The following is a 14636-nucleotide window of genomic DNA, read 5'->3' on the forward strand; positions in this document are numbered from 1 at the left end:
GGGTGACGGGAAGGCCATCGGTCAATCCCAGGCGTACGGGCGCGGATCTGGCGAGACAGACGGCTCATGGCGTCGAGATTCCGGCGCAGCAGATCGTCTTCTCGAACAGCATGAACTGGGCATTGTCCTTGCCCGGCGCGTGCTTGGCCGACGTCCAGAGCGCGCCTGGCCGGCCGACATTGACGCAACTGCCGCCCTTGACCGGCTCCATCAGTTGGAACTTGTAGCGGCTCTTGGTCCAGACCGGCTGGGGGATGAACGAGCAGCCGTCGGCCGAACTGATGGTGAGCGCGCCGAGCCGGCCCATCATAAAGACGCCGCGCGCGGCGAGCCCCGCCCAGGCTTCGACACTGTCCCCGAAATGGATATCGCCCGCCACCGGATAGGTCGCGCCCCAGCTACCCATGCACCAGAAGAGCGGATCGACGACCTTGCCGGCGGCTGCAGCGGCACTGTCGGCCATGCAGGCAAGGCCTGCGGCCGGATTGCCGAAGAGAATCGCCTCGGGCTGGATGATCGCGCCCAGCGTGGCCGATTGCCAGGTCGGCAGCACTTCGGTGATCAGCGCCACATCGAAGCCATTATCCTCGATGCACGGCAGGTCGGCGAACATGTCGAGCATCTTCCAGACCGGCGCGATATAGTAGTGCATCTGCGCGAACATCTTGCGGCTATTGGTGCCGTCCGAGATGCTGGTCTGGCTGCCCTGGAGCCTGCCGCCGGTCGGCATGATATCGGCGCCGAGCGCCATCATGCACCCCGGTTCGGTCACCACGTCGACCATGCGATTGGGCGACCAGAAGCTGACCTTGACGCCGAACCAGAAAGTCACGCCCTTGCGGCAGGCGCACAGCGGCTTGGAGGCAGACTGGGCGTCGAGCGCCTTGCCGAGCGGATCACTCGGACCCACCTTCACGCCGCCGATGGTGATCGGGAAGATGCAGTTCCAGCGCACTTTGGTGATCGGATTGAACACCGTGCCCGCCTCGCATTTGGAGGCATGGGCGGGAGCAGCGACCGCCAGTGCGGCAAAGCCGCAGCCCAGCACGAGCAATCTGCGAAGCGACGATAGTTTCATCGCACTGCCCTCCGATCGGTTTTACGCCTGTCGACCTCGGTCAGCACCAGCTTCTGTCCGGCCTGCGCGACGATCACCGGCGCGACCGTCAGACCAAGCCGCACCTTGACGCGTTCCTCGAGCAGGAAGAGCGCCCTGCCGTGACGCTCGCCGAGCGTGATCGCGTCGGCATCGCCGGGGCCCCCGGCCGCCAGCAGGATGAAATCGGCCGGCCGCGCGGTGCGCAGCGCCCAGGCGAGATCGCGGGGATGGACTACGATGAGCCGCTGCGGGAGCGACACATAGGCGAGGGGATTGAAGCTATAGCCCCTGGCGTAGAGCAGCTTGCCGTCGGGGAGCCGGATGTCCTGATCAAGGGTATAGAAAGGCACGACCGTCCGGTTCCGGTCGGCTTGGGCGATCCCGAGCGTCGCCGCCTTCATCGCCGACCAGTTCTCGCGCGGCCCGAAGGCACTCTTCATGTCGGGGACATGGGCGGCCCGGCCCTCGATCTCGCTCAGCGCGTCGGTCTCGGCGATCGACCAGGTACGCCCGATCTTGCTGGTCGCCGCCATTGCCATCGAAGGCGTGAGCACAGCCATAGTCGTCGCGACCGCAGCGAGCAGGAGAGGACGACGGCCGAAATGCCGACGCAGCGAGCTAGCGACCATGGCGCCGTCTCCACCAGGGATGAGAATACTCGCGATCCTCGCCGATCGCGGCGCTGATGAGGGCCGCCATCGCGACGATCGCCGTGACGGCCACGAGAATGCGGAACAGGGTCGGCACGGCCGGGAGCTGCCAGGCGATGAACGACTGCACCAGGAGCAGGCCCTGGCTGCCGATCATGAGGCGGATCGGTCCCGGCGCGGGCGTGGAGGAGAAGATGCCGTTCATGGCCGCCCGCCTCCTCGAATAGGGAGGCCAGGATGCACCGGGCAACCGCGCGCCAGCCAATAGCCGTACAGAACCGGCCCCAGGCAGGAGAAGACGAACAGCAGCCTGGGATAGGCAGCCGGTTTATCCCACCAGATCAGCCTGACGACGATGATCCCCAACGCCAGCAGCAGCTGGATCGCCAGACACATGCGCCGCGACCAACGCGCATCCTCTTCCTCGCGCGCTTTCCAGCATGCATAGGTCTCGATGCTGATCATCGATCGGCCGGTTCCGGGCTCGAATGCCGATGCTGAAGAGAACATGTCGGTCATGCCGGTCTGGCCTTCGCCTCTTCCGGATCGGCCGGACGCAGGCGGCAATAGAGCCTGAACACGGCTTCTTCGATGACAGGCCAGAGGCAGACGACGCCAAGCCACAGGCCGTAGAGCGTGACGGGCCAGCCGATCAGGAACATGAACGGAATGAGCAGGACAACGGCCCAGCAGCTTTGCAGGAGCGGACCCAGAACGGGGTGTCTGGCGTCCTTGAGAAACCCGGCGAGCAACTCGTCAGCCGTCTTGAGGCTGCGTGTGCATTCGCCATTGGCCTCGTGAAGCGTCAGGATCGCGCGACCCAGAAAATCATTCTGGCTCTCTCCAGGATAGCGCTTGCACCGGCACATCACGCCGAAGTCCTCGATCATCCTGGGCGTGAACGGTTCGATCCTGTCCGTCATTTGTGCCTCCATTTCCGCAAGCGCGAGAGAAGCATCCCGCATGCACCCGACAGGCCGATCAGCAGCATCCCGCTCGCAAAGCAGGCGGCCGCCACGATGAGTCCCGTGCGGACCGTCTTGAGCACAGGCTGGTCGAGCGCGATCCCGGCCGCGATGACGAGACAGCCCATCATGCAGGTTTCGATGGCCACCAGCCGCAGGCGCCACTGGAAGGCGGCCGCTTCGGCGCGCTTTGCCACACGCGCCTCGATCAGCGCCTCGATCGCCGGATCCTTTTCCCACTCGAGCGCGAGCTGGTCGGGATGGGGAAGGGCCTTGTGTGTCATGCGACCCTCCAGCCTTCAGGGCCGGCGCCACCCAGCACTTCGACCGGATCGACGCCGGCCAGTTCGCACACCGCCTCCAGCGGATTGCGGCCGGCCCGCACCAGCGCCTCGAAGGCGGCGACCTCATTGGGCGCAGAGGTATTGATCCAGTAGCTGAAGGGATCGACCACCAGCCGCGCGATGCCGAGCCCGAGCGGGCTGTCGATGAAGACCTCGCTATAATGGGGCTTGGCGTTGCGGACCGATTTCAGGAGGTCGAGCACGAACCCCGAATAGTCGAGGATCTTGTTGTCGACCGCCTTGTCATAGGTGGAGCCCTGCAGCAGGAATTTGGTCGCGGCATTTTCCAGGATCACCTGGCCCGTGCCGCCGAAGAGCATGAGATCGTTCATACTCTGGAGGACGATGCCGAAACTGCCCTGATACTTGCGCGCGCGCCGATAGCCCTGACCGAACGCCTCGGCGAGGCGCGAGAGATCCTGCCCGTCGCTGCGCGTCATGAACTGCGCGGCCTCGTCGCACAGGACGAAGCGGGGCTTGTCGCGCGCCGAGAGATAGAGTTCCTGGGTGACAGCGTTCACCACCACCATCACGATCACATTGAAGAGATCCGGAAGAGCCTTCAGCCGTTCGAGTTCCAGCACCACGAACTCGTCGCGGGAGATATCGAAGGTGGAGGGGCCGTTGAAGAAATGGCCATAAGCACCCTGCGACCCGAAATCGCGCAGATTGAACGCGAGCTCGCGCGCGACCGGCACGAGATGATCGACCCGGTCGAGATCGGAGACGGCATTGTCGGGATAGCGGCCGAGCCAGTCGCGCACCGCATCGATGCCGTCTATGCCCCGTCCGCTATCGACCGTCCATTGCACGGCGGACTTGAGAAGGTTCCATTCCGACGTGGTGACGGGCTTGCGCGTCGAGGCATTGGCCATCTCGGCGACGATCGCGACCGCCATGGCAATGGCCGACTGCTTGTCTTCGCCATCGAGCGCCAGCCCGATGTCGAACGGGTTGAGGACGAGGCGCTCCTCGCCGATGTCGATATAGCGCCCGGAACAGAGCGTGCAGAGCTTCCTGTAGCTGCCGCCGATATCGATGATGCGAATGAGCGCGCCTTGCGCATAATATTGCTGGCAGAGATTGTTGAGCAGGAAGCTCTTGCCCGCGCCCGACTCCGCCGAGACAATGAAATTATAATTGTTGATGCGCGGATCGAAGAGATCGAGCGTGATCAGCTGGCCCTTGCGCCCGACATAGAGCAAAGCCGGGCGGCCACCGCCGCGAAAGTCGGTCTGCACCGGCGCCATCAACGTCGCCGCCTTGACGGGCATGCGGAAGTCGCGCTCCAGCAGCTTCAATGTGCGCTTTTCCGGGTAAAGCCCGAAGGGCAGGCTGGCGGCGAGCAGCACCGGCAGCAGATAGCTCTCCTCCTGCACCATGAAGGGAAGGGGTTCGGATTCCCACAGCCGTTTGGCGCGAGCCGCCATTTCGCGCGCCTGCGCGCTGTCACGGCCGAACACCCACATGGTCGGGATGACCGAGACGAACCGGCTGTTCGACGCTTCGTCCAATATCCAGCCGATCTCCTCGATCTGCTTGCCGACCTCTACGGCGAAGCTGCCGGCCGCCTTCTGCGCCGAAAGGATCTGCGCGCGCTTGTGGATCTCGAACTGCGAATGATCGAAGAGGACCGAAAGACAGTAGAGGAACGGTCCGCCGATCTGGTCGCTGTCCTCGGCGCTCCCGCGCATGCCACCCATGAGCCGGTTGGCGCGCTCGGCGGTGATCCGCCGCGCCGGTGCCTTGGGCGTGAGGCATCGCGCGACCTGGTTGCCCAGAAAGACTTCGGGCCCTTCGAAAAAGAGGTCCGGTCCTGCCTCGATGATCTGGCGCGCAACCGAGGGCGCGGGCATGCCGCCGACGCTTTCACTGAGGAACACGCCGGGCGCGGGGGCAAAAACGCCGTTGAAGATCCGGCGATAGAAGCTGACCAGTTCGTCCGGCGGCAACCGCCGGATGCCCATCTTCGCCAGCTGCTCCTCGACCTGGCGGCGAAGATCGGCACCGAGCTTCACCCGCGTCTTGATGACGAGGAACAGCCGGAAATCGCGTACCGGAATCGAATGCAGCGCATCGAGTCCCCTGGTTCCGCGACGCAGATAATCGGCCGTGCGCCGGGCCGAGGCCTGGACCAGCGGGTCCGGTCGCACCTTGAGGTCGAGATAGGCGTCGAGCGCCGGATCGATTAGCGGATCGGCGAAGGTGATGAGCTGGAGGACCGTGCCTTCAGGGAAATGGATGTTGAGAAGGCCCAGCAGCGCCTGCTGGACATGGGCGAACATGTAGGCGGCGGGCACGAGTTCCCAGGCCTGGCCCCAGCCATCGTCGATGCACAGGAAGGCTTCTTCTTCCTCGACCCAGGCGACCATCGGCAGGAAGTCCGAATAGGCATCGCGGGTCACGGCCGCGCGCAGCCGCTGATAGCTGAGGGTCCTGTGGGCGGCGTTCGTGCTCATGGCCGCTTCTCCGGCGCGTTTCCCATCGGCGCGGCCTCTTGCGTCGGCGCGTCCGCGGCGCCGGGCTCGGGCGCGCGCATCGTGCGGAGCACCGGCGGGGCGGGGCTGCGTCCACCCGGCTCGACCAGATAGTCGCCCACGACCCAGGCCGGCCGATTGAGGATCGAGTAGACGTATCGCGCCATGTAGAGCCGGTCGGGCCGCTGCTTGTCGGCATAGGGCAGGATCAGCGTGCGGATCGTGCGCGACGGGCGCAGCATCGGCGAACCGGCCCCCTCGATCACCGCGCCGACATTGCCCTGCCCAGCTTGCGGCGACACTGCGACCGCGGCGGCCGCTTTCGCGCTGGCCTTGCCCGGCACGGGCGCTCGCGCCTTCCGGTCGGGGCTGAGCAGCTTGCGGTCATTGGTGACCGACGGATCGGATTTTGACGCCCGTCCGGCAACCGCGTCGGCATAGGCCTGATCCGGATGGATGCATTGGCCATGGTCGCTGTTCTTGCAGGAAAATTTCTCGCTATAGGGCGACATCATCGATCCGACGGTGGCGCAGCCGGGAAGCGCGAGAAGCGGCAAAACCATCAGGCAGGGATGAAATCTTTTCATCGCTTTGACTCCAAAAAGGGCGCGCATCAGAATTTCACTCCCGCGCCGGGCTTGATCTCGAGGGTCACGCCCTCCTGGATCACCACGACGACATCCTTGGCCGCGCCCACCTCGACGATGGGACCGGCCTGCCGCGCGAGATCGAGATAGAAATCGGTGAGCTTGTCGGAGGATTTGGAGAGACCGCCGGCAATGCCCGACTTCGCGGCATCGCCCGCGTCGAGCGTGCGGACCGTTCCCAGCGCCGAGGTCGACATGTTGCCGAACGTGCCCTCGACCGACTGGGATATGCCGCTGATGGTGCCGGCGATGAAGGCGCGCGCCAGCGTGGCCCCGGCCCGCGTCACCACCTTGCCCGACAGGCCCTTCTTGCCATCGGTGTCGACGAAGAAGCCCTTCACCGGCTGATCGACGATGGAATGTTCGTCGAAGTCGACGCAGGACAGCGAGACGAGTTGGACCTCGACCCGTTCCTTGGCGAGGCTGCCCGTGGCGTTGCCGATCACGAAGCATCCGGCAAGGTTCGCCTTCACCTCATTGGGCAGCACCGCAGGCGCCTGTACACGGGCGATGATGGGTTCGGGATTACTGGTCGCGTCCCGGCTCGCTAGCGCGTCGATCCCGGTCAGCAGCCGCGCTTTCATGAAACCAGGCGGCAAATAGATCGTCCGATTCTTTTTTTTGGACGAAGCCGAAGCATCGGCGCCTTGGGCCACGACCTGGCCGGTCGCCGTCCCGATCGCGCCCACCGTCTTCTCGACCGGCGGTGCGGGCGGGGCAGGCGGCGCTACCGGGCCGCTCGGCGGTGCCGGCAGCTTGTCCGCGTCCGCGCTGACGTCGCCGGTTTCCGGGGGATAGGGAAGGGCGGGCACGCTGTCCGGCAGGGCAGGCGGGAGATCGCCATCGCCCCCCCCGGCCGCCCCGCGCCCCGGCGGGCGCGATCCAGGGACGACCTTGCCCTCCTCGATCGCGCTGATCCGGTCGCCGAGCAATTGCTGCCCGTCCAGGACCTTCCTGAGGTCACCGCGCAGCTTCACCTCGAGGCTGTCGCCGCGCAGGCCCGCACCCATGTTGAGCGAGGACGCGGGGTTGGCGGGCTTCGCCTCCTCCTTGCTGCCGGAGACCGTATAAAGGCCGATCCCGATGGCGCCGACCGCGACGCCGACGGCAAGCTGGCGCGCGCGCAGCTTCTGGCGGGCGGAGAGCTTGCTCCATTGCGCCTTCCAGTCGAGAAGCGCCGGCGCGGAACGGCGCATCGTGTCATCCCTTTCCCGCGCGCCTTCGCTGGCGAGATGGGCCTGATAGGGCGACAGCTCTTCCGGTTCCTGTGCCGGATCCTTGTCCATTTCGCCGCTCATTGCCCGGCTCCCCGGCGAACGACGACAAGTCGGGCCGTTTCACCGGCGTCGAGACGGACCCGGTCCAGGGTGAGCGAGAAAATGCTTGTCCCAAGCGCCGGATCGACCAGCAGCCGTTCGTCCAGCGCCACCGGGGCAGCCGCGCGCAGATGATATTCGGAAGCTGAAAGCCCGGCGCCCTCGACCGCGATACGCCGCCGTTCGGTGATCGACAGGCCGGGCGCCGCCGCTATGCCGACCGTGCCGCCGGCCGGCGCGACCTCGCTGAACGAGGCAGGGATGCGATCGTCGAGCAGCGACAGGGTGATCGAGACGGCGCGGTCCTCATCGGCGAGCGCCGCCATCAGCTCATTGTTCGCCTGAGCGCGCTGGCGGGCGCCCGGCATCAGCACCACTGTCTGCGCCGGAATCTCCGCCGGCTCGGCATAGAGCGGGTAGGTGGCGCCGTTGCAATGCACGAAGAATTCGGAGGGCTGTGTCACATAGGTGCGCGTCACCTGGCCGGCATCGTCGATCTCGCGGGCCAGGAACTTGATCCAGGCATCAGCGCCGCCTTTCTCGACGGCAAGGCCCTTTTCGGCCGAGAATTTGATATCCTCGATCTCGCCGCCCTCGCACACGATATGGTTGATGTCGCGGTTGGACAGGCGGATATGGCTGGTCTGGTCGGGCAGCGCGTGGATCGTCTGCGCCGACACCGGCGCTGCACCGAGCAGAAAGCAAAGCGTCAGGGCGCGGCCCATCGGCGCGCCGCGGTTAGCGGGTTTCGGCATCGAACTGCTCCTCGGAAAGACGCGTCAGCCAGAACCGGCCATTTTCGATGGCGTAGCCGATGCGCAATATGCCCCGGAATTTGCGGATCACGCCGCCGATGACGCGCACCTTCTCGACCGGCACCACGATCTCATGCGCGGTCCACCGCACCGGCTGATCGCCCCGGATATAGGTGGCAATCGACAGGGTCGGATTGTTCGCCAGTTCGTCGAGCACGGCATTGAGGCTGTCGCGCATCGCCCCATAGGCGGAAGGGTGCGCGAGCCCGAGCAGCTCCTGGAACTGACGGTCCGCCGAATAGGCCGACCAGGTGCCCGACAGCGCGACAATGTTACGCGTCATCGCGACGATATAGGCTTCGGACGGCTTGTTGCCCGAGACATGGAGATCGCCGGTGGCCCCGAAGGGCACGATGATGGTCCGGGCATTCTGGTTGGTCGTGTAGATCACCACGCCCAGCACCGCGGTGACGCCGAACATGCCGGCGATCGCGACCTTGAGCAGCCGGTTTTCCTCGAAGAGGTTCGCCGAGCCCTGCAGGTAGCGATGGATGCCGAAGCTGGCGGGCTTGCCGAGCAGCGGATCCTCCTGGCTCCCTTTGCGACCGAACATGCGCATGGCCCTCACTCGAAGAAGCGGGTCTGGGTAGGACCCGGATAATGGGGGAAGGACACCAGGCCCCAGCGCCACGCGAGGTGCGCGAGATAGCCCCTGGGCTTGGTCCGCTTCCACGGGATGAAGAGGAGAAGGGCAGCGATGAGCGCCCAGCCGACAAGTCCGCCCACGATCGCGGCCACGAACACGCTCGAGGTCGCGAGCAGGAACTCGTCCGATCCGAACCACAATATCTGGACCGGCCGATGCAGATATTGCGGAAGGCGTTCGTCCACTTGCCCTTCTCCTCCTGCTTCATGACACCTGTGAAGGTGCCGGTTTCCGGAGGCCGACCATCGGCCCCCAGCATGTGCCGGTGCGAATGCGTCTGGCTGCTCAGCCAGCGCGCAGCCGCAGGCGGCGTCTCAGACGACCATCCCGAAGGTCTGGAGAATGGAGTCCGCCTTGATCAGGCAGACGGCCGCGACGATGGTCGGGATGCCGATCATGATGTTCGAGAAGAGGCGCGAGACGCCGAACAGGAAGGCGGCGACCCCGCCCACGAAGCCGAGCGGGCCCTTCACCCCCTGGTTCACGACGATATCGTAGATATCGTAGCCGAGGTCGCCGGCGGCCGGCGCCGAGAAGGCGTGGGCGGGAGCGCCCACCAGGGTCATCGCGCCCAAAGGGAGACCGAAATTGGCCACCGCCAGGGCCTTGTTACCGAGTTTACGCATCATGGCATTGCTCCAAAGAGAAGCCGTCCAACAAAAGCCTGCCGGCATCGAAAGAGGATCGGTGTCGGCCGGGGCGTCGGTGGACGGCTCCAAGAGCCCGTCGCCGCCGGCATCCGGTTCATCCGCCGGGCCGCGTGGGCCCAGGCTGGATGCCCTCCGAAATGAGATCGTCGCTTGCCGCGACGGCGTGGCTGAACTCAGCGGGACGCATCGCTCGCCGCCTTTGCCGCCGCGGGCCTCGCGTAGCTGTCGAGGAAAGCCTCGAGCTCGGCCTGCTGGAACCCGGAAATGAGCTTGCCGTCGGCGATCAGTGTCGGCGTTCCCGAAATGCCGATCCTGGCGACCAGCTCGGCATCGTCGGCAACCTTGGCGCGCCCTTGCGCGCATTGCGCCAGCGCGGCCGGACTCTGGCCGGAATAGGCCGCCTTGAACGCGGCCTCGCGATCGGGCGAGCACAATATATGCTCCGCTTTTGCCGCCGCAGTCGGGTGGATCCCGCTCACGAAGAAGATGAGCCGCCGCACCGGCTTGCCCTCCGCTGCCTTCGCGGCCCAGAAGCGATCGAGCGTCTGGCAGTAAGGGCAGTCAGGGTCGGTGAACTCGATGACCGTAGGTGCGCCGGCAGGACCGATCGCCAACGCCTTGGCGGGATCGATTACCTTGAGGCGGCGCGTCGCACCCTGTTCCTGCGCCAGCGCGGTCAGATTGACGCCATTGCGATCATAGACCGTGGCAAACAGGATATGCTCACTTTGCGGCGCGTAATAGATGATCCGGCCGCCGGCGCTGGCCTGATAGATCGGGCCCTCGACAGGGGAGGGGCCAAAATCGTCGAAGCGCAGATTAGTGAAGGTCTGCTGCAAACTGGCCTGGGCTTCCGCGGCCGCTTGATCAAGCGGGGACGCCGCCTGTGTGCTTGCGACAGCTTTGCCCTTCTCCGACGGCGCAACTTGCGCAGTAGCGCCATGAAGAGGCATAACGCCCGCCAAGAGAGTGACGAGCATCGCCACGCGACTGGAACGCGTTCTGGTCATAACCGCAAACCTCCCTGTGTGGGATGAGGCGGAGGCAGGCTGCCGATCGCTTGAAAATCGCGCCCTTGCTGCCGTCTCGACACGGGCTTGAGTGGCGGGGAATGCCTTGCTCTCACAAGGGACAAGGAAATTCAGTTCCGGTTTAAGGCAGTTCAGTTCCGGTTATCGGAAATCCATTTCCGGAAACCGGAAGTATATTTCCGGTTTCACCTTCTGTTCCTTTCGTGGCCTCGTCCACCTTGCACCGAATCGACAGACTTGCAGGCAGACGGACAGCGAAAGATTCGCGACCTATGGCGGGAGAACGACTATGGGGAGTCAGCAATCCAGAGCGTACAAACTCCAGTTGTCCGACGAGGGCATCCATCTGTTCCTGCAATGCCATTGCCGGCTATGTCACCTTGCCGGGGATTTCCTGCCCTACGGAACGACCTTGTTCATAGCGGTCGATCTTCTCCATCGATGTGAAGAGGACGATCTCATCACAGAACTGCTCGACCCTCAGCTGGACCGATTTGGCGGTCGCAAGATCCGGCATGTCGGGACGTCTACTACTCTCTCGCGACTGGTCGATGACATCGTAAGAGTTGCAGACCAGTCCGAGGTTGTTCATCCATCCCCACAGATCTGGAAGCTCTACCTCTCAGCCTTGATGCACATGCAGGCAACTGATGATGTTCAGGTCATTCAATCATTTAGCGACATGCCTCGTAAGACAGGCCGTCCCTCTCATCGCTCCGCCCAATAGTCGCGCGCGCGAGACAATTTTTCCGGAAACAATGAAAAATGGTCGCATGGATGCGATATTATTACTGTTGACGATTGGTTTTATTTACAACAAATTGCTGTCCATAGGCGATGTGACTTGGACTTTTGAGCCGCTGCCAGGGAGACCTGCAGATGACTCTTCAAAGTCCCCAAGTGATCGATGGTGAAATATTCGCACTGATCAAGGAGCTTTCCGGAAAGCTCATCGAGAGGTGGCGCCGTCGAAACCGGATATCCCAGCGCAGTCTGGGAAAGTCCGTCGGCCGCACTGAACGCTGGATTCGCGAACTCGAGGGCGGGGCCGGGACGGCTTCGTTCGAGGACCATATCCGCTGCGCGCATGCGCTGCGGATGACGGCGTCGCACCTGTTCATTTCCCTTCTGGCATTGGAGCACAAGATGGACCTCCCGCACGAACTGCTATCGCTGGACGATCTATGGGAAGTGGAACGCGATATTCTTGCCGTCATCACCAGTCATCAGGCAGCCGCGGCCGCTCGCTTTGCCTCGAGGGCCGGCTCTGCCATCTGGCCTGATCAGTGAACGGCGAGCTCCGGGATGTCTCCGGAACCCGTACTAGCGGAAAGAGCCTATCTGCTCCTCAAAGCCGATATCATGGCGGGGAGGTTCGCTTCAGGTGGCATCGTCAACGAAAGGGCGCTGGCCGCGGAATATGGCGTATCAGTGTCGCCTTTAAGGGATGCAGCCCAGCGCCTTGTCGGTGAACACATGCTCGAAATCGCGGTTGGCGGCGGCTATCGCCTACCGGCCATGACTCAGGACGGGTTACGCGATCTTTACCGCTGGCACGGTCACCTTGTACGTCTTGTGCTGAAGGCAAGCCATCCGGCGCCTGACTTCGCGACCCACTCCTATTTTGGCGCGGCGTTGCATGACGAAGGCGTCGCGACGGCGGCTACGAACCTTTTTCTCTCGATTGCACAAGACTCGGTAGATCACGAGCACCGCAGAGCGCTTCAATCGGCGACGGAACGACTCCATATGGCACGTCTCGGCGAGGTCCGCGTGCTGCGCAACCTTTCAGAGGAACTGCGAGCGGTCGGGATCGCGACCAGTTCTGGTCGAGGTCCCGACCGTTTTGAGGTTCTTTGGGCCTATCACCGACGGAGAATTCGTCGCGTAGGCAGGATATGGGAAGCGACCGCACTATAGCAGAGGCAAACAAAATCAGCTCGTTACGCACTACCGTCACTTCCAAAGCTGACTCGAGCAAAAGGCAGTACCGGTTACTCGCGCATGCACGACCTTATAAGATCGCTGATCATGCGCCGTGTGCTTTACCATCCAAGGGCTGCAACTTCGCAGCATGTCCAAGAAGGAGGTAAGTATGGAACGCGACGACCATCCGGAAACGGACCTCATCGACCTCGGCCTTGTCGTCGAGGAGACGAAGGGAACCGGCAGCCGATACAATGACGGCATCGGCGGTCTGCAGAACCAACCGGGTCTCTCGGACGACTGATGCACGAGGGCACGCGGGACAAGGTTGACCCGCGTGCCCTTTGTCCAGGAACAAAACATGCAATTCATGCTCCGTGACGATCTTTACTTTTGCAAGAATGCCGATGCGGTCATACTTCTGGATACGCGGATAGGCCGATACTCAGCGCTACCTGGCGTTTTCGTTGGAGCGTTCTCTCGATACATCGATGGCTGTCAGCTGTCGTCCGACGATTTGCAAATACTTGGGCAACTTGCCCAGCAAGGGATTCTCGTTGGGGCTGCGGATCAGCCGCAACGGTTAAACAGCAAATTTGAACCTCTTCCATCACCGGAGGTCGAGATTGGCTATGCTGATCGACTTCCTTCCTTTTCACTCGCTGTCTCCGCGATCACAAGTCGCTTGATTTGGACATGGCGCGTGCGTCATCAATCTTTCTCCAGCCTGATAGATAGAATAAAAAAAGTTCGGAGTAGGCCTTCCCGTGGGACCGGAAAAAGATCAACGCGCGATCTTGGTCGATTGGCAAATGCTTTCCGATTCGCCGATCTGTTGTTGGGCAGTCATGATTGTTGCTTGCCTCGATCACTAGCACTCGTGGCCACCGCTCGGAAATACGGGCTGAATCCGGTGCTGGTTATTGGCATCCAGGTTGCGCCGTTCGCTGCTCATTGTTGGGTACAGGATGGCAATGTGGTTGCCAATGAAAGTCCAGATCGCGCACAGATGTTCACGCCGATATTGGTAGCATGACAATGTCGCAGTACCTGATCCTAGGTTTTGCCCAAATCGATCAAATTGAGCAGACTTTGCAGCAAATTGCTGTCAACGTAGCCCTCCGTGAAATATATCGCGGCGATCACATAGTCCTATTTACTGATAGTCCAGAAGATATTGTGCCGTTTCCGGCAGGACGTGGAGCCATATTTGGGACGTTGTTCTCTCGCTGTAGAGATAGAGCAAAGGTCATCCAGTTTGAAGGCAATCAACTTCTCGAAGTTATTGAAAACCCGGTGAGATCGCTTCGAGATGATTATTGGGGTGCATATGTCGCAATCATAGATCAAACGAAGGGTGTGACGATCCTGCGCGATCCGGCGGGTGGTTTGCCGTGCTACTATACGACAATCGGTAACATGGTTGCTTGCGCCTCCGATGTTTCTATACTGATGCGAGCCGGTTTGGCTCGCCCATCGATAAATTGGCGCGCGGTTGGGAAATCTCTATATCATCTCCAACTGCCCGCAGAGGAAACAGGGCTATCTGACATTTCCCAATTACTGGGTGGATGCGGACTGACAATTGGCACGAGAGGAATTACAAAATTCCTTTTCTGGAGTCCCTGGGATTACGTCGGTACAGACTGCCATTCTAGTTCACAGAAATGCGCCGCGGATCTGCGGGATGTTGTTCGTTCGACTGTGCAAGCCTGGGCTTCACATTACGCTCGCCCCCTAGTCGGTCTCTCGGGTGGTCTTGATTCTTCCATTGTAGCCGAATGCTTGGTGCATGCTGGAGCTGAAGTTACATGCGTAACCGCTATCACTAATGACCCAACCGGTGACGAGCGTGTATATGCCAAGGCCGTTTGTGACGCGATTAATGCGAAGCTCATTCAAGGGGCCTACTCTGAAGAAGATATCGATATCGAAAAATCTACCGCTGCGAACCTCCCAATCCCTTCCGGAAAATTGGACACCTCGAAAAACTCGTGGCGCCTGACGGCCTGAAGTGATTCACTGCCTTTGCACGATAGCGGAGGCGATGATGGCAGGGCAGCCGGGTTT

At 62.4% G+C, this 14636-nt stretch carries 20 protein-coding genes; 5 read left to right on the forward strand and 15 right to left on the reverse strand.

Annotated features, from left to right (window positions below; translation table 11 throughout):
• Window positions 1-64: 64 nt before the first annotated feature.
• The 15 genes from JQK15_RS24710 to JQK15_RS24780 form a co-directional block, all read right to left on the reverse strand.
• Window positions 65-1078 carry a TraU family protein gene (locus JQK15_RS24710; protein ID WP_214868953.1) on the reverse strand — a complete coding sequence of 338 codons (1014 nt, stop codon included), beginning with the start codon at window positions 1076-1078 and terminating at the stop codon, window positions 65-67.
• Window positions 1075-1728, reverse strand: a complete 654-nt coding sequence (locus tag JQK15_RS24715; RefSeq protein ID WP_214868956.1) for a conjugal transfer protein TraW — start codon at window positions 1726-1728, stop codon at window positions 1075-1077. Before JQK15_RS24715 ends, JQK15_RS24710 begins: the two co-directional genes overlap by 4 nt.
• Window positions 1718-1954 carry a hypothetical protein gene (locus JQK15_RS24720; RefSeq protein WP_214868958.1) on the reverse strand — a complete coding sequence of 79 codons (237 nt, stop codon included), beginning with the start codon at window positions 1952-1954 and terminating at the stop codon, window positions 1718-1720. The genes JQK15_RS24715 and JQK15_RS24720 overlap by 11 nt, the downstream gene beginning before the upstream one ends.
• On the reverse strand, window positions 1951-2268 hold the full coding sequence (locus JQK15_RS24725) for a hypothetical protein (protein ID WP_214868960.1): 318 nt from the start codon (window positions 2266-2268) through the stop codon (window positions 1951-1953). Before JQK15_RS24725 ends, JQK15_RS24720 begins: the two co-directional genes overlap by 4 nt.
• A complete protein-coding gene (locus JQK15_RS24730; protein ID WP_214868961.1) occupies window positions 2265-2672 on the reverse strand; it encodes a hypothetical protein in 408 nt (135 codons plus the stop codon). Before JQK15_RS24730 ends, JQK15_RS24725 begins: the two co-directional genes overlap by 4 nt.
• Window positions 2669-2998, reverse strand: coding sequence for a hypothetical protein (locus JQK15_RS24735; protein ID WP_214868963.1), 330 nt, complete (start codon window positions 2996-2998; stop codon window positions 2669-2671). Before JQK15_RS24735 ends, JQK15_RS24730 begins: the two co-directional genes overlap by 4 nt.
• The gene (locus JQK15_RS24740; RefSeq protein WP_214868965.1) at window positions 2995-5517 is read right to left on the reverse strand and encodes a TraC family protein; all 2523 of its coding nucleotides are present in this window, start codon (window positions 5515-5517) and stop codon (window positions 2995-2997) included. The genes JQK15_RS24735 and JQK15_RS24740 overlap by 4 nt, the downstream gene beginning before the upstream one ends.
• Window positions 5514-6122 carry a TraV family lipoprotein gene (locus JQK15_RS24745; protein ID WP_214868967.1) on the reverse strand — a complete coding sequence of 203 codons (609 nt, stop codon included), beginning with the start codon at window positions 6120-6122 and terminating at the stop codon, window positions 5514-5516. Before JQK15_RS24745 ends, JQK15_RS24740 begins: the two co-directional genes overlap by 4 nt.
• Before the next feature lie 26 nt (window positions 6123-6148).
• Complete coding sequence (locus JQK15_RS24750) at window positions 6149-7480, reverse strand: TraB/VirB10 family protein (RefSeq protein WP_214868969.1); 1332 nt, start codon at window positions 7478-7480, stop codon at window positions 6149-6151.
• Window positions 7477-8253, reverse strand: a complete 777-nt coding sequence (locus JQK15_RS24755; protein ID WP_502956881.1) for a type-F conjugative transfer system secretin TraK — start codon at window positions 8251-8253, stop codon at window positions 7477-7479. The genes JQK15_RS24750 and JQK15_RS24755 overlap by 4 nt, the downstream gene beginning before the upstream one ends.
• The gene (locus tag JQK15_RS24760) at window positions 8237-8866 is read right to left on the reverse strand and encodes a TraE/TraK family type IV conjugative transfer system protein (RefSeq protein ID WP_173385003.1); all 630 of its coding nucleotides are present in this window, start codon (window positions 8864-8866) and stop codon (window positions 8237-8239) included. Before JQK15_RS24760 ends, JQK15_RS24755 begins: the two co-directional genes overlap by 17 nt.
• Window positions 8867-8877: 11 nt before the next feature.
• The gene (locus JQK15_RS24765; RefSeq protein ID WP_014076300.1) at window positions 8878-9144 is read right to left on the reverse strand and encodes a type IV conjugative transfer system protein TraL; all 267 of its coding nucleotides are present in this window, start codon (window positions 9142-9144) and stop codon (window positions 8878-8880) included.
• A 129-nt stretch (window positions 9145-9273) separates the two neighbouring features.
• Window positions 9274-9588: a hypothetical protein gene (locus JQK15_RS24770; protein ID WP_125999395.1), complete on the reverse strand. Its 315-nt coding sequence runs from the start codon at window positions 9586-9588 to the stop codon at window positions 9274-9276.
• Between the two features lie 194 nt (window positions 9589-9782).
• On the reverse strand, window positions 9783-10589 hold the full coding sequence (locus tag JQK15_RS24775) for a DsbC family protein (RefSeq protein WP_251008031.1): 807 nt from the start codon (window positions 10587-10589) through the stop codon (window positions 9783-9785).
• A gap of 421 nt (window positions 10590-11010) precedes the next feature.
• Entirely contained in the window at window positions 11011-11232 is a 222-nt protein-coding gene (locus tag JQK15_RS24780) for a hypothetical protein (protein WP_214868971.1), read from the reverse strand.
• A gap of 287 nt (window positions 11233-11519) precedes the next feature.
• On the opposite strand from JQK15_RS24780, the gene JQK15_RS24785 reads away from it, so the two are divergent.
• The 5 genes from JQK15_RS24785 to JQK15_RS24805 all read left to right on the forward strand — a co-directional run bounded on the left by JQK15_RS24785 (window position 11520) and on the right by JQK15_RS24805 (window position 14579).
• A complete protein-coding gene (locus JQK15_RS24785; RefSeq protein WP_214868973.1) occupies window positions 11520-11930 on the forward strand; it encodes a helix-turn-helix domain-containing protein in 411 nt (136 codons plus the stop codon).
• A 15-nt stretch (window positions 11931-11945) separates the two neighbouring features.
• The gene (locus JQK15_RS24790) at window positions 11946-12560 is read left to right on the forward strand and encodes a GntR family transcriptional regulator (RefSeq protein ID WP_214868976.1); all 615 of its coding nucleotides are present in this window, start codon (window positions 11946-11948) and stop codon (window positions 12558-12560) included.
• A 175-nt stretch (window positions 12561-12735) separates the two neighbouring features.
• Window positions 12736-12870, forward strand: a complete 135-nt coding sequence (locus tag JQK15_RS24795) for a benenodin family lasso peptide (RefSeq protein WP_214868978.1) — start codon at window positions 12736-12738, stop codon at window positions 12868-12870.
• Between the two features lie 57 nt (window positions 12871-12927).
• A complete protein-coding gene (locus tag JQK15_RS24800; RefSeq protein WP_214868979.1) occupies window positions 12928-13602 on the forward strand; it encodes a lasso peptide biosynthesis B2 protein in 675 nt (224 codons plus the stop codon).
• A gap of 2 nt (window positions 13603-13604) precedes the next feature.
• The gene (locus JQK15_RS24805; protein ID WP_214868981.1) at window positions 13605-14579 is read left to right on the forward strand and encodes an asparagine synthase-related protein; all 975 of its coding nucleotides are present in this window, start codon (window positions 13605-13607) and stop codon (window positions 14577-14579) included.
• Window positions 14580-14636 lie beyond the last annotated feature (57 nt).

Source organism: Sphingobium sp. BHU LFT2 (assembly GCF_018604485.1).
Classification (GTDB): domain Bacteria; phylum Pseudomonadota; class Alphaproteobacteria; order Sphingomonadales; family Sphingomonadaceae; genus Sphingobium; species Sphingobium yanoikuyae_A.

Coding starts and splice junctions, on each gene's coding strand:
- JQK15_RS24710 (WP_214868953.1), bottom strand. CDS start 1,078: ATGAAACTATCGTCGCTTCGCAGATTGCTCGTGCTGGGCTGCGGCTTT.
- JQK15_RS24715 (WP_214868956.1), bottom strand. CDS start 1,728: ATGGTCGCTAGCTCGCTGCGTCGGCATTTCGGCCGTCGTCCTCTCCTG.
- JQK15_RS24720 (WP_214868958.1), bottom strand. CDS start 1,954: ATGAACGGCATCTTCTCCTCCACGCCCGCGCCGGGACCGATCCGCCTC.
- JQK15_RS24725 (WP_214868960.1), bottom strand. CDS start 2,268: ATGACCGACATGTTCTCTTCAGCATCGGCATTCGAGCCCGGAACCGGC.
- JQK15_RS24730 (WP_214868961.1), bottom strand. CDS start 2,672: ATGACGGACAGGATCGAACCGTTCACGCCCAGGATGATCGAGGACTTC.
- JQK15_RS24735 (WP_214868963.1), bottom strand. CDS start 2,998: ATGACACACAAGGCCCTTCCCCATCCCGACCAGCTCGCGCTCGAGTGG.
- JQK15_RS24740 (WP_214868965.1), bottom strand. CDS start 5,517: ATGAGCACGAACGCCGCCCACAGGACCCTCAGCTATCAGCGGCTGCGC.
- JQK15_RS24745 (WP_214868967.1), bottom strand. CDS start 6,122: ATGAAAAGATTTCATCCCTGCCTGATGGTTTTGCCGCTTCTCGCGCTT.
- JQK15_RS24750 (WP_214868969.1), bottom strand. CDS start 7,480: ATGAGCGGCGAAATGGACAAGGATCCGGCACAGGAACCGGAAGAGCTG.
- JQK15_RS24755 (WP_502956881.1), bottom strand. CDS start 8,253: ATGCCGAAACCCGCTAACCGCGGCGCGCCGATGGGCCGCGCCCTGACG.
- JQK15_RS24760 (WP_173385003.1), bottom strand. CDS start 8,866: ATGTTCGGTCGCAAAGGGAGCCAGGAGGATCCGCTGCTCGGCAAGCCC.
- JQK15_RS24770 (WP_125999395.1), bottom strand. CDS start 9,588: ATGATGCGTAAACTCGGTAACAAGGCCCTGGCGGTGGCCAATTTCGGT.
- JQK15_RS24775 (WP_251008031.1), bottom strand. CDS start 10,589: ATGCTCGTCACTCTCTTGGCGGGCGTTATGCCTCTTCATGGCGCTACT.
- JQK15_RS24780 (WP_214868971.1), bottom strand. CDS start 11,232: ATGAACAACCTCGGACTGGTCTGCAACTCTTACGATGTCATCGACCAG.
- JQK15_RS24785 (WP_214868973.1), top strand. CDS start 11,520: ATGACTCTTCAAAGTCCCCAAGTGATCGATGGTGAAATATTCGCACTG.
- JQK15_RS24790 (WP_214868976.1), top strand. CDS start 11,946: ATGTCTCCGGAACCCGTACTAGCGGAAAGAGCCTATCTGCTCCTCAAA.
- JQK15_RS24795 (WP_214868978.1), top strand. CDS start 12,736: ATGGAACGCGACGACCATCCGGAAACGGACCTCATCGACCTCGGCCTT.
- JQK15_RS24800 (WP_214868979.1), top strand. CDS start 12,928: ATGCAATTCATGCTCCGTGACGATCTTTACTTTTGCAAGAATGCCGAT.
- JQK15_RS24805 (WP_214868981.1), top strand. CDS start 13,605: ATGTCGCAGTACCTGATCCTAGGTTTTGCCCAAATCGATCAAATTGAG.